At 46.1% G+C, this 13,343-nt stretch carries 13 protein-coding genes; 8 read left to right on the top strand and 5 right to left on the bottom strand.

Features of this window, described 5'->3' with window-relative positions; genetic code table 11:
- Positions 1–216: 216 nt before the first annotated feature.
- Positions 217–576: a hypothetical protein gene (locus F461_RS19065; RefSeq protein ID WP_020000922.1), complete on the top strand. Its 360-nt coding sequence runs from the start codon at positions 217–219 to the stop codon at positions 574–576.
- On the opposite strand, the gene F461_RS18680 is transcribed toward F461_RS19065, so the two are convergent.
- Complete coding sequence (locus tag F461_RS18680; protein ID WP_020000921.1) at positions 496–2,100, bottom strand: transglycosylase SLT domain-containing protein; 1,605 nt, start codon at positions 2,098–2,100, stop codon at positions 496–498. The genes F461_RS19065 and F461_RS18680 overlap by 81 nt on opposite strands.
- A gap of 209 nt (positions 2,101–2,309) precedes the next feature.
- Here F461_RS18680 and F461_RS0109490 point away from each other — a divergent pair, with 209 nt between their 5' ends.
- Both F461_RS0109490 and F461_RS0109485 read left to right on the top strand, forming a co-directional pair.
- A complete protein-coding gene (locus F461_RS0109490; RefSeq protein ID WP_020000920.1) occupies positions 2,310–3,590 on the top strand; it encodes an adenylosuccinate synthase in 1,281 nt (426 codons plus the stop codon).
- A gap of 19 nt (positions 3,591–3,609) precedes the next feature.
- Positions 3,610–4,569: a DNA polymerase III subunit delta' gene (locus tag F461_RS0109485; RefSeq protein WP_020000919.1), complete on the top strand. Its 960-nt coding sequence runs from the start codon at positions 3,610–3,612 to the stop codon at positions 4,567–4,569.
- Between the two features lie 406 nt (positions 4,570–4,975).
- Here the strand turns inward: F461_RS0109485 and F461_RS0109480 are convergent, their stop codons facing one another.
- From F461_RS0109480 to F461_RS0109470, 3 genes are all read right to left on the bottom strand, one after another.
- Positions 4,976–6,103: a glycosyltransferase family 4 protein gene (locus F461_RS0109480; RefSeq protein ID WP_020000918.1), complete on the bottom strand. Its 1,128-nt coding sequence runs from the start codon at positions 6,101–6,103 to the stop codon at positions 4,976–4,978.
- A gap of 104 nt (positions 6,104–6,207) precedes the next feature.
- Positions 6,208–7,113: a M23 family metallopeptidase gene (locus F461_RS0109475; RefSeq protein ID WP_020000917.1), complete on the bottom strand. Its 906-nt coding sequence runs from the start codon at positions 7,111–7,113 to the stop codon at positions 6,208–6,210.
- Positions 7,114–7,164: 51 nt separating this feature from the next.
- Positions 7,165–7,917, bottom strand: coding sequence for a tRNA lysidine(34) synthetase (locus F461_RS0109470; protein ID WP_020000916.1), 753 nt, complete (start codon positions 7,915–7,917; stop codon positions 7,165–7,167).
- A gap of 449 nt (positions 7,918–8,366) precedes the next feature.
- Between F461_RS0109470 and F461_RS0109465 the strand changes: the two genes are divergently transcribed.
- From F461_RS0109465 to F461_RS0109445, 5 genes are all read left to right on the top strand, one after another.
- Positions 8,367–9,680 carry a DUF4340 domain-containing protein gene (locus F461_RS0109465; protein WP_020000915.1) on the top strand — a complete coding sequence of 438 codons (1,314 nt, stop codon included), beginning with the start codon at positions 8,367–8,369 and terminating at the stop codon, positions 9,678–9,680.
- Positions 9,681–9,730: 50 nt separating this feature from the next.
- Positions 9,731–9,955 carry a DNA-directed RNA polymerase subunit omega gene (gene rpoZ / locus F461_RS0109460; RefSeq protein WP_020000914.1) on the top strand — a complete coding sequence of 75 codons (225 nt, stop codon included), beginning with the start codon at positions 9,731–9,733 and terminating at the stop codon, positions 9,953–9,955.
- A 5-nt stretch (positions 9,956–9,960) separates the two neighbouring features.
- Positions 9,961–11,082 (top strand): molecular chaperone DnaJ, encoded by a 1,122-nt coding sequence (dnaJ, locus tag F461_RS0109455; RefSeq protein WP_020000913.1) that lies wholly within the window; start codon positions 9,961–9,963, stop codon positions 11,080–11,082.
- Positions 11,082–11,564: a cyclic pyranopterin monophosphate synthase MoaC gene (moaC, locus tag F461_RS0109450; protein ID WP_020000912.1), complete on the top strand. Its 483-nt coding sequence runs from the start codon at positions 11,082–11,084 to the stop codon at positions 11,562–11,564. The genes dnaJ and moaC overlap by 1 nt, the downstream gene beginning before the upstream one ends.
- 154 nt (positions 11,565–11,718) lie before the next feature.
- The gene (locus F461_RS0109445; protein ID WP_020000911.1) at positions 11,719–12,108 is read left to right on the top strand and encodes a Fur family transcriptional regulator; all 390 of its coding nucleotides are present in this window, start codon (positions 11,719–11,721) and stop codon (positions 12,106–12,108) included.
- A 496-nt stretch (positions 12,109–12,604) separates the two neighbouring features.
- Here the strand turns inward: F461_RS0109445 and F461_RS0109440 are convergent, their stop codons facing one another.
- On the bottom strand, positions 12,605–13,135 hold the full coding sequence (locus tag F461_RS0109440; RefSeq protein ID WP_020000910.1) for an acyl-CoA thioesterase: 531 nt from the start codon (positions 13,133–13,135) through the stop codon (positions 12,605–12,607).
- Between the last annotated feature and the right edge of the window lie 208 nt (positions 13,136–13,343).

Raw genomic sequence — 13,343 nt, 5'->3', positions numbered from 1 at the left:
TTTGACTCCGCTTGTTATGTTAATAGCCCAAATAAAACACAAACATGTGGTGTATCGCCGAGTTTAGTTGCCATGTCTCGGCAACAACACCCCCAGAGGGGCAAGAAGGTATCATACAGTAGCACGGGGGGCAATTTTCATTTGAAGGCAATGGCAGATTGCAGTAGAGATTCGGTACCACCATTATTCACATGTAGAAAGGAGCAATTTACTGCTATGGAACGCGCCCTTCGAAAATTAGCCGCACAGCTGAATGGATACGATGAAGCATCCCTCATGGATTTGTGGGAAAAATATGCAGCAAAGACTGAAACGTTTGAACCAAGTCGGGAATGGGAAGAGTCTGCGTTGATTTTTTCATTGATTCAGGCTGTGCGCTGGAAGAATCAATTGTTCAATCATCACTGGGCAGAATCAGAGCAGGGGCATATGCGCAATCTGCCTCCACAGGCAGCTTTTGACATGGTGAAACGGGACGCTGGGGGCAATGTTCAATCAGGCATCGGGAGCCAGGGAGTTCAAACTGCTCCTAAGCTTGGCAAGGTTCTCGCCTTCCGGCCTCGAAAGAGCGACTAACCCGTTAATGAGATAAAAGTAGTACCGGATATTTTCTACGTATGTAACGGCTTCATAGCCGCGACAATAGCCGTGTCTGGTCTGAGAGTAGTAACGCTTCCAGGCCAGAAGCGGCAGGGTTTCTTTCAATTCCCGCCAGGTTTTGCCTGTGCCACCGCGCTTTTTTGTAAGTTTAATTGCGTCAAGAATATGAGCATATCCTTGGTTGTATGCTGCAAGAGTGAAGAACCACCTGTCCCATTCAGCAAGGTTCTGGCCTTCGAATTTATCCCACAGTTTACGTAAATATATTGCCCCGCCCATGATTGATTGTTGCGGGTCAAGTCTGTTGATTCCAAGGTCTTTTGCTGTCGCTTGGGTTATCTGCATCAATCCGCGTACGCCAGTTCTACTGCGAGCACTGTTGTCGAAATGCGATTCTTGAAAAATTATTGCTGCAAGCAGTAGTGGGTCAATGCCATATTTCTTGCTCGCCTCTTCCATTGTTTTTGAATATCTGGGAACTTTTTTACGCAATGCATTTTTTAGTTTTCTGATAACGTAATAGTTCAGTTTCTTGGGGAAGAATCCGTAATTCTTTTCTTTTAACGCGGCGATGGTATCTTTTGATTTAACGGAGTCCCAGAAGTCCCTAAGGTCTTTTTGTAATCCGGCCTCCGCAAAGAACTTGTTACGCCAGAACCAGCGATATGAGCCTTCTTCATTGATTTGTGAATCAGGCACAACGTCAAGGAAGAAGGGGTGCAGCATTGTAAAATTACGAACATCAATTTGTGCAATGCCCCCCTCATCGCTATCGAAAGATATGAGATTGTACATGTGGAATTGGTCAAAATCGACGCAGTCGCCATCTTCAAGAACTTCTTGATCTTCAGACGCAACGTTTACAGCGGGTTCTTCACCTTGTGTCGAATTTTCAGAGGCAGGTGGGCTTAGTTTTTTTCTGGCATACTGGGTTTGACCGGAAGGTTCACTGTCTTCCCGAGACGAAACCATCTGGGGAAAAGCATCCACAAGAGAAGAAATAAGAGAGTCGTTTGCGGTGTAAATTTCTTCATCTACGCCTTCAGGAACTGTATCCAAAAGACTGCGGCAAAGGGCTTGAAGTTCTTTGTTGTCGACTTGTGTAGTGTCTTTGATGGTTACAGACTGATAGTCGTCGTACGCAGGGCCGGCAGTAATTTTTCTGGCGTATTCTTCAGGGATTTCACCGCCGAAACCGACAAGCAAGTCTGCTTCATCGTTAGAAATTAGTTTCCATGCTTCGTCTGCACTTTTTACTCTGATGATAGTGATTGTGTAGTCTTTTTCCTTGGCAAATCTGCTTAAAAGTTCGCCGTCTACACCAAGGCCGTATGGAGAAACAAGAGAGGAAAATTGGGAGACATTGGGCACAACAACGCGCACCGGAGGAAGGCGGTAAAGGTAGGACATAACTTCTGAGCCTACCATAAACATTGCCTGCGCTGCTATAAGAAAGAGCAGTAAAACTGCTTCCCATGAGGTGAAAAAACGTCTCTTCATAGAATCTCCGAGGCAAGGTAACAAACCGCACCTATATATTTTTTCATCGTAGCGGCATTATAACAATAATCTAACAGGTCGCTAGTGAATTTTTCTCTTTGAATCAATTGACGGGGGTGCAAAGAGTATATTAAGAGAAGATGCATTTTTTGCGTTCCCCGGATAGACAGGGTCGCGAAAAAGCAGTTTCATTCCAGAAGGAGAGGCTAATGTCAAACGTAATCGTGATGGGCGCTCAGTGGGGAGACGAAGGCAAAGGTAAAATTGTTGACCTCCTTACCCGCGACATCGACGTAATCGTCCGCTTTCAGGGCGGAAATAACGCCGGTCATACTGTAATCGTAGGTGATAAGGAATACATCCTTCATCTCATCCCGTCAGGCATCCTGCACGAAGGCAAAAAGTGCCTCATTGGCAACGGTGTCGTGCTTGATCCAGGCGTGTTTTGGAAAGAGATTGAAGGGCTTCGTGCAAAAGGACTTGATGTAAGTCCTGAACGCCTTAAGATCAGTAAGAAGACTCACCTCATCATGCCGTACCATTGTGCGCTTGATGGTGCGCGTGAAGATCATAAATCAGACGATAACAAGATCGGTACTACCGGTCGTGGTATCGGCCCATGCTACGAAGATAAAGCAGCTCGAATCGGTATTCGTGCCGGCGATCTTGCAGACCATGCTCTGCTTCGTGCTAAAATCGAAGCTGCACTGGTTGAGAAGAACGCTTTGTTTACAGCTCTTTATGGCCGGGAAGCTGTTTCCGTTGACGCAGTATTCGAAGAGGTTGTGGCAGCAGGTGACTGTCTTGTGCCATATCTTGCCGATGTTACTGGTGAAATCTGGGAAGCATTCGACTCTGGTAAGAACGTGATGTTTGAAGGTGCTCAAGGTATTCATCTTGATATCGACCACGGAACTTACCCGTTCGTAACCTCTTCCAATACTGTTGCAGGTAATGCCTCAGCCGGAGCTGGTATTCCAGCCTCCCGTCTTGATCGTATTATTGCAATCGTTAAGGCATACACAACCCGCGTAGGTGCAGGTCCGTTCCCGACTGAACTTTCTGATGGTGACGGTAACTACCTGCAGGAAAAAGGCCACGAATTTGGTGCTACTACCGGTCGTCGCCGTCGCTGTGGCTGGCTTGATCTTGTTGTTCTCAGTGAGACTGCACGTCTCAACGGCCCTACTGACATTGCACTTACTAAGCTGGACGTTCTGAGCGGTATGAAAGAAATAAAAATCTGTACCGCATATGAATACAAAGGCGAACGTGTTACTGTCATCCCTCAGGAACAAGGCGCTCTTGGCGAATGCACCCCAGTGTACGAATCCGTACCGGGCTGGGATGAAGACATTACCAAGGCGACTAAGTGGGAAGAACTTCCTGAAAATTGTCAGAAGTATATTGAACGCATCGAAGACCTCACAGGGGTACGCGTAAGCATCATCTCTGTAGGCCCTGAACGCGATCAGACTATCATGCGTTAAAAATCCCGGAGGTAACGGTTTGGGTACGTCAAAAGACCAATTAACCCAGTCCGCTCTGGAGCCTCATGATATTATAGCCCCGTCTTTGGCTGCCCGTCATGCCAGAGTGCGGGGCTTTATTGAGCAGCTCGCAGAAGATCCGCCACAAGTTATTCTGTTCGAAGGTGGAACCGCCGAAGAGCGTGAAGCTGTGGCGCTCTATTGGGCTGCGCGCATTAATTGCGTCAACTCCCCCGCGCCTTGTTTGGAATGTAGTGCCTGTAGGCAGATGATTACTAAATCATCACGCGACTTGTTTTTTTTCGACGGACGTGCCGGGTCTATCGGTTTTGATGGTGAACCCAACAATACGGGGACCATTAAAATAGAATGGATTCGAGAGCTTCGCTCAATCTTGGGAGAGCCGCCACGGTCTGAAAAAAAACGCGTTGTTGTTCTTTTCGAAGCTCAGTCATTAAGCGTTGCCTCGGCAAATGCCTTGCTCAAATCGCTTGAGGAACCGCGTCCGAATACAAGCTTTCTTCTCCTTGCTCCTCAACGTGAGCGCCTGTTGCCGACACTTGTTTCAAGAAGTTGGGTTGTAACCCTTGCATGGCCGATAGGCGAAACTTCTTCTGCGCTTTCAGACGAAGTTCGCGAATGGTCTGACTTGCTCGCGACTTTTATGGTGGAGGGCACAGCGCTTCTCACCAAAACAGGGGTACGTGGTGCATTGGACGCAACGCTTGCGGTACAGCTCATCGTCCATTGTCAGCACGAACTTCTCAGTGCCATAACCGGCAGAAAGGCCGGAGAGCTTGCGCGTCTTTTTGCGCAGCTTGACATTGGTCGTCAACGCAAACTGGATGAAGTGCTCAGTGAGTGTCAGGAGTCTTTAAATGCACTTGTGTCTCCGCCGCTCGTTATCGATTGGCTGGGAACAAAGTTGTATCTTCTCGCTAAAGTCGCTGCTAAATCGAGTGGGCGACCTATCCGATAAGCTTATTTAGTTGCGATTTTTTTGTTTTTAGTGGTGTTGTGATGTTTGCTTTTGGCGGTCAGAGAATCTTGTTTTACTGTCGCTGCTTGTAATTTCTTATTCTTCGAGAATTGCTACCGTTTTGAAAAATGCTTTGGGTTCTCCAAAATATTTTATAGGCGGTCAGCTCATTAAGTATGTTTCTTCGCGCGTGATACCTCATTGACACGAATAATAAAAAAAGGGCTACCCTACATAGATGGGGATGCCCTTTTTCATTTATTGAAAGGTGGTGGAGCAAAAAACAGCGAGAATGTCTAAAAAGAGTGTTGCCTTCTAGCCAGAACTTTTGGAGATTTTTAAAAATCTTATTTAAATGGTTTTTAAGATCTCGCTGACAAGTGTCGTCGGAGAGAGCTCTCTGCGGTTATGCAAACACTTGCTCATCGAGGAATCGTATGGTTTCTCTAAAGTGCTTGTTATCTGTGCACTCTACAAAGCGATCTCTATTAAGAGCCAGCCAGCGGGTGGCGTAATTAGGGTCATTAACAAAGCGTTCGAGTTCGTTTGCGAAGATTTGTGCATCCGGTTGTTCCGGAATTACGAAATCGCTGCTGGTTGTATCTGCAAGTTCCATTGCGCCAACGCCTTTGCTGGCGAGAACAGGAGTGCCGCAAACTACAGCTTCAAGGATGATAAGTCCAAACTCTTCAATAGGCCCTGCGTGAACCATAAGATCAAGCCCATGGTAGAGCTTATGGACTTCCTGCGTTGCAGGGAGGATGTGAGTCTGTTCTGCAAGACCGAGTTTTTCGGCTTCGGCTGCGTATTGCTTTTTGTTCTTCTCTTTTCCTACGATAACAATTGAGATTTTGTCGCGTGACTCTTGAGGGACAAGGGAGATTGCTTTGAGAAGTGTTGTAATTCCACGCTTTTTAAAATCTCCAGAGGTGATGAGTCCGATAACTTTTTTGTCGTCCGAAATATTGAGTTGTTTGCGTAGTGCCGCTCTGTGTTCCTTTCTATGTTCAAGGGAAAATTGATCGGAAGAGTAGCCGGGGTAGATGACTGTGATTTTGTCTGGTGAAATTCCATAGCGCTTGATTAGATCGTTTCGCATAAGCTGAGAGTTGGCTATGATGAACTTGAACTTTTGCTCGAAAAGAAAGTTTGCATGAAGGCGATGCACGCTGCCTTCCTTGGAATTTGAACCGTCGAGCAGTTCAGATGCCAGATGGACGCAGTTGTGCATGCTGACAATGTCTGAGTTCAAGTTTTCGCCCTGTCCCCATACGATGTCTGGTTTCAAAAATTTAGCTGCAATATCAACGAATTTTGAAAAGATAACACGTCTGGAATATTTACTTAGCTTAATTGTAGGAACCGTAATAGCTTTGCCGCCAGCCTCTGCGACGAGTTCTTTGTCGCATTTTTCACTGATGGTCCAGACGGTGTGCCCTGCTTTAGTCAGGTATTTAATGTTTGCAAGAATAATTCTTGAAGAGCCGGTGTTACCAAGAATGTTTTGCGATGCGATTAAGATAGTACGTTTCATAATGGTAATGTACTCTAAAAAGTTAAATGAAGTGAAGAGAAATTAGGCTGACGTTAGATATGGCAAAGGGGCAATATGTCTATTACCCCTTTGTCGTCTTTCATTTAATTTAAGATAAATTTCTTTGGATTCAGTGCTACACCGTTTAGCTTCACTTCGTAGTGAAGGTGGGGGCCGGTCGAGCGACCAGTGTTGCCCATATAGCCTATCAACTCTCCACGTTTTACCTTTTGGCCTCTTTTGACGATATACCGGTTCATGTGCCCATAGCGTGTAAGGACGCCGGCACCATGGTTGATAATCAAGTTTACACCATAGCCTCCACCTGTGCCGGCAAAAGAGACGCGACCGTTTGCTGTGGCGTAAATTGGTGTGCCGATGCGGTTGGCGATATCGATGCCTTTATGGAAGTCTTTACGGCCTGTAAATGGAGAAATGCGAGAACCGAATGGGGATGCCACCCATCCTTCTGTAGGCCAGATGGATGGAGTTGCTGCAAGCAGCCGTTGGTTTTTACGGAAAGTCTGAATCAGCTCTTGTTGGCTCACTTCTTCCAGACGAACCTCAGTGTTAAGGTCTTTCAGAAAACTGTGAATTTTACGGGCCAGCAGTTCCTGTCTGTGTATCGGCAGATAATTGTCTGCAAAATCTTTAGTTTTTGCTCCGCCGATGGCAGAAGTGGTCTCGCCTTGATCTTTGTCGAGATTGATCATGACACGCAGTTTTGTGTCAAACTGCTGTACGCGTTGTAAATCTTTTTGAACAATACGTAGTTTGTCCACCATGCTTAAAATCTGGCTGTTTTGTTCGAAAATTGTTTTTTCTGAGTCTGCCAGATTTTGTGCTAATGTCTGAGATTGATGGTAGTATTTCCACAGGAAAATGTTCCCCGCAGATAATGAGAAGATAAGAAAGAGGATGCTTGCAAAAAACCAGCCGTGCAGGCTTATCTTTTTGCAATGCCCCTGATTGTCCTTGAAGACAACAACGTGGTAGCGATTGAACAGCATATTATCTTTCAGATACTCAGATGTTAGGGGTGAAAAAAATAATTTTCGAGGTTACTTCTCTTTAGACTCAAGTGTCAAGCCGAGCTGCCATCTGGTGAGGCCGTTAAAAACGTTTTGTTTTAGGTTCTTGTATTTTCCTGCAAGTTCCCAGAAATCGTCCATCACGTCTTTACGGCGTGAATCAAATGCAGAAGGGCATGGGTTATCCCATAAGGGTAATTCCCATTGCTTGACGCATTTTCGAATGATGTCTTTTTTGACCATAAGTAATGGTCGGATAACAGTAAGATCGCCACTAAAGAAATCTTCTTTAATTGACATGCCGCGGACGCTCCCTCCCTCATACAGGTTCATCAGGAATGTTCCGACAAGGTCGTCTGCGTTGTGACCGAAAGCAAGGTGAGTGAGGTTGTACTGTTTGCACAATTCAAAAAGGCGTGTGCGGCGTTTCATTGCACAATAAAAGCATGGAGAATTGTTACGGTTTACCTCGGAATGTGCATTCGGACCGTCTGTTGTGGTTTCAATATGATACGGAATGCCGTGTTCAACGAGCCATGGGGTGAGCGGTGCATGACTCGTGTTGTCAAATCCCGGGTTGATATGCAGTGCCATCATCTCAAATGTGAAGGGCACGATTTTTTTGCGATAGAGGAGGGTGCGCATGAGTACCCAGCTGTCCATGCCGCCTGACATGGCCACGCCGATCCGTGCGCCGGGGTGAATCATTTCTGTCTGCTGCATCAGCTTTCCGGCGCTGCCGATGCATTGTTTTTGAATGTAGCTTAATTTTTCTTTTGCCATATATGCTCCTGACCCGGCTTTCGGCTGGCTTGTTTGTTTTTGCGCTGCATCAAGGCAAGCGCAAGAGCCCTGTTGTGCGAGCTGGTCTGTTCGTGCGATATTTGAGCCTACCGTGTCCGATATAATGATGGCGGAGCGAGTAGGGGTGTAGAGGCATTAGCAGGGAGGGCAGTGTCAGGCAAGCAGGATTTAGGCGGAATCGTTGGACGGTGAGGGCGTTTGTCAAAATGACATGTGATGGCGGGCGGGTATCTGGAGAGAGTGTAAAATGCTATGGTTTTGTTGACAGGTATCGCGTGGGGGAGTATACTGCAAAGCTTGCCGGATAGTCTGCGTTTTTTTTATTGCTAAGTTCAGCAGGAACCCCTGCAAACGCAGGCAGGCTTATTTTGAGGATGATGGCGATGAAGTCCGACGTTATCATTAACTAAACCGTTGAACGGTTGTTTATGAAAAAAATACTACTAGCAGCAATTGCTCTGCTTCTCCTTTCTGCCGGAGTTGTAGCAGGAGTTCAAACATATCAGCGTACGAGTTCGTCGCGCGTGAGCAATGCTTCTTGGTTTACACAGCCGTCAGAGGCTGTGAAGAAGATTGAGTTAATAAATAACAGCGGCCATTTTTCTTTTATACGGGAAAAGGGACGCTGGTTTGTTTTGTTTAGTGGAAAAAAATGTCTTGCACGGCAAGATGTTATTGAGAAGTTGTTTACGAAACTGCGTGAAATGCCACCACAAAACTGTGCGGAAGTAGAGCCTGAAAAGATACTTGATTACGGTCTGGACAACCCGAAAATTCGGATTACTTTATCAGGAAAGGCTCTTTGGCATCTCGGTATTGGACGTTCAGCTGTGAGCGGCGAAGTTTTTTATGCCCGAAAGGGCGATGGTCAGGTATGCTTGGTAACTCCGGACGTTGTCACCATGCTTGATCAACCTGTTGCTACATTTATTGATTCCCGTGTTATTGCTATTCCTTCAAGCCAGATCACCAGAATCCGGATGCAGGGGGAAGGTACAGGTACATGGGAAATTACGCGTTCTGATGATGGATTTCGTTTTTCGTATCCTGAAACGCTTGTGATGCACGCTGTAAATCAAAATTCAGCAGAGCTATTTATTCATACGCTCGTAAACGGCGGGGCATCCTGCGAATCAACTGAAGAGTTGGTGGGAGCCGTTGCCGATTTTTCTATCTCTGTATGGCAGGATGGTTCCTCTGATCCTACCACTCTTGTAATCTTCAAGCGTGAAGATGGTGAAGGGGGATACAAAGCAAAGGACAGCCGTCAACCTGATCCTGTAGAGCTTTCATCACAGTTGGTGAAACAGTTGAAAGTCACCGCCTTTGCATTACAAGAAAAGCCTATTTTTAACGTGAATGTCGGTGAGGCTGTTAAGCAGACGCTTACTCGTATTGACGGGAAGGAAGTTCGAAATATTACCATCGCGAAGACAATGGAAGGCTGGGTGGATGACCTGACCAACCAAGAGCTTACAGGGATGGATTTATTTATTTGGCGACTTAGTGACATGCAGTATGTAAGTCTTCCGGTTCGTAATAGACCGGAGACCGCGCTGCTCTCGCTCAGTTGGAATATTTATGCAGCGGAAGGCGTTCCGCTTGTTGAATTGTATTTTTATACTGACCCGGAACTTCCAGAAGGAGTTTGCTGGGTACGGTTGCAAAGGGAAAGTGTGTGGTACCCCGTGTCCAGCAAGCTGTTGCTAGACCTGCGGGCACGTCTCCCCTTTAATCAGTAACATTTTGTTGAAAAAACGGCTTAGCCGCATTCATACATAAGGAGTCCTCAATGGCCCGCATTACAGTAGAAGACTGTCAGGAACGTGTAGATAACCGTTTCCTTCTTGTTCAGATGGCAATTAAACGTGTTCATCAGTTCCGTGAAGGCTACGAGCCTCTCGTAGATAGTAAGAATAAAGAAGTTGTAACTGCTCTTCGTGAAATCGCTGCCGGCAAAGTGCTTGCAGATGGTGTTGATATGAAGATTGGTTACGAACAGGAAGACGCTGAATAGTTATTATGAGCCAGAGAGATTATTATGAGGTGCTCGGGGTTTCCCGATCTGCCTCTGCAGATGAAATCAAACGCGCTTACCGCAAAAAAGCTATGGAATTCCATCCGGACAGAAATCCGGATAATCCAGAAGCTGAGCAGAACTTTAAGGAAGCTTCACAGGCTTACGAAGTTTTGCATGATGCTGAAAAGCGCGGCCGTTATGATCAGTTTGGTCATGCTGGTGTAGATGGCAATGGTTTTGGTGGCTTCAATAATGCAGAAGACATCTTCGGATCTTTCGGAGATATTTTTGGTGATTTCTTCGGCTTCAACATGGGCGGTGGCTCTCGCGGTCCTCGTGCTCAAGCTGGTGCAGATTTGCGCTATAATTTGACGGTTTCTTTTCGTCAGGCTGCACATGGTGACGAAGTTACGCTGAAGATTCCTAAAAATGTTATTTGCGATGAATGTGACGGTTCCGGTGCTGCGCCGGGCTCTTCTGCCGAGACGTGCAATCACTGTCACGGGTCTGGTCAGGTTCGTCAGAGTCAAGGGCCATTCTCTATTTCTCGACCTTGCCCGGTATGTGGCGGTTCGGGACAGATTATTCCTAATCCGTGTCCTAAGTGTCGCGGCGTGGGCATTGTTAAAGAAACGAAAGAACTGCAGGTAAAAGTTCCTGCCGGTGTGGATACTGGCAACCGTCTGCGCTTGCGCGGAGAAGGTGAACCGGGCATTCATGGCGGCCCTCCGGGTGACCTGTATGTCGTCCTTACTGTGGAAGAAGATAAGACTTTTGAACGTCAGGGGCAGCACCTGATTCTCCACCGAGAAATTTCTTTTGTTCAGGCTGCTCTGGGCGACAAAATTGAAGTGCCTACTCTTGATGAGCCTATCACTATGGATATTCCTAAAGGAACCCAGAGTGGTGAAGTCTTCCGCATGAAGGGGTATGGGTTGCCTAACCTTGGTTATGGTGCTCAACAGGGTGATCTGATGGTGGAAATCATTGTGAAAACCCCGACTAAGCTCTCAAAGCGTCAGGAAGAATTGCTTCATGAATTCGCTGCCCTTGAAGATGAGAAGCCTTTTTCCAAAGTAAAGAAAATGTTTAAAAAAGCCGGGAAAGCAATGGGAGTTGATTAATGGAAGAGAAGAGTTTTTCCCACATGGATACAGACGGTTCGATTACAATGGTGGATGTTGGGGATAAAGACGACACCCGCCGGACCGCAATTGTCCGGACTGTGGTAGAAGTCTCTTCGAATACCCTTGATTTGCTTCTTCGTCAGGCGTTGCCTAAAGGTGATGTTCTGACAACTGCCAAGGTGGCCGGAATTCAGGCTGCAAAACGCACATGGGAGCTTATTCCTTTGTGTCATCCGCTTTTTTTGAGCTATGTTGATATACGCTTTGAAATTGATGAGGCACAGAATTCCATTAATATTGAGGCTGAAGCTCGCACTACGTCACAGACCGGTGTGGAGATGGAAGCACTTATGGCTGCTCAGACTGCTGCCATGACAATTTATGATATGTGTAAAGCTGTGCAAAAAGATATTATCATCCGCGATTGCCGTCTTGTATACAAGGCTGGAGGCAAGAGTGGTGTGTTTCAGGCCGAATAATTGTACTGGACACAGGACAAAGAGTTAAAGCCCTTGCAGATATGCAAGGGCTTTTTCTTTATATATTAGTCTGGTAGGTGAGATGTTAATGATAGTTGACATCCTGTTGATTACCCGATAGTAAAAACTATTACTATTAACAGGGGGTGCATATATGGCTGTACAGACTCGTATGACCAAACAGCGCAAAGTTATTTTAGAAGAGCTTTGCAAGGTCACTACTCACCCGACAGCAGATGAGGTGTACGACATGGTCAGACAGCGCTTGCCGCGCATTAGTCTGGGAACCGTGTATCGTAACCTTGATGTACTGGCAGAGAGCGGGGATGTTCTGAAGCTTGAACATGCAGGTTCACAGAAGAGATTTGATGGCAATACAAATCCTCATGCTCATGTCCGGTGCAGTATTTGTGGTAAAGTAGGGGACGTGATGAACGTAGAGTACATTGCTTCTTCTCAGGGGGCAGTCGCTCCCGGATTTACTATTCATGCAGCATATGTCGAGTTTGAAGGTGTGTGTGACGATTGTCAGACACATAATTAGTGCCTGTTCGAAGGGTAGGTGATGAATCATCTACCCTTCTTTTGTGTACCTACAAAAAAGACGAACAATTCTGTTCGTCTTTTTTATTGTCTGCGCAGGTAGTTTTTGTTGCCGTCTGTTGTGATTGGCCTAAAATTGTTTCAGTTGGGCTTGTGATTGTTTAGTGCGGGTTTGAGGGCAACTTGTGAATCTTTTTCAGAAAGCGATAACATCTGTAAATATTTAAAGTTAGAAGAATGCCTGTCGATTAGAAATACTTGGGGGCAATGGGGAATAAGCTATAGAAGGGGGGAAATGCTTTTAGTGCATGATCTTATTCTGCAGGGTAGGGATCTGCTGAATCTGGGTATAAATGCACAAAAAAAGCGTAGCTTAATAACCCAAAGCCCCCTTTAGCAAAGCGGCGATTTTGCCCTGCTAACAATGTGTAAATACATATTTGCGGTACGCATGGATGTTTTGAGAGTTCTGCCCATGCGTAGGTTGTTTTGAGAACTTAAAATAATTCTTCCGGGCTGTAGATAGAACTTTGCTCCATCTCGTCTTGAGTCTGCTTTTCCCTCTTGCGTTCGGCTTGTCTTGCTGCGCGGCGCAACGTTGCTTCCTGTAGTCTTCGCTCTTGCGTTTTTGATTCGACAACAAGCGGCGGAATAGAGGTGGCCTTCTTTTCTGCATTCATTGCAACAAAGGTAAGGTAGGCAGATGCAACATGCCTGATGTTGCCAGTAAATAAGTCTTCTGACTCTACTCGTACCCCAACTTCCATAGATTTAGAGCCGACAAAGTTGACGCTCGATTTAAGCATCATCAGTTCGCCTACATGGACTGGTGCTTTGAATTCCATGCGGTCGATAGAAGCAGTGACAACAGAGCACCCTCTTGCATGTCGCATGGCGCAGACAGCTCCTGCAAGGTCGATATGCTTGAGGATGACGCCGCCATGAACATTGCCTGCGGCATTCGTGTCACCCGGAAGTGCACGGTGTGTCATAAACGTTTCGCTGCTCGTAACGCTACGTCCTATCATATAGTCTTCCTCGCCTAAAATAACTGGTGGTCTATATCTTTCTTTGTACCTTGCGGCAATACATCTACTTGGTTTTGTGTTATTTTCTAAGTAATGTCATAATGTTGAACGATGGAATAAGCAAGAAAATCTGTAGTGCCTATGTGTAAGTCGTCCTGTTATCTTTATCTATTATGATGCTTAAGGGAACGATATGTTCCGGTTTTAG

The organism is Halodesulfovibrio aestuarii DSM 17919 = ATCC 29578 (assembly GCF_000384815.1).
Classification (GTDB): Bacteria; Desulfobacterota; Desulfovibrionia; order Desulfovibrionales; family Desulfovibrionaceae; genus Halodesulfovibrio; species Halodesulfovibrio aestuarii.
This window is presented reverse-complemented; position numbering and strand designations above follow the sequence as displayed.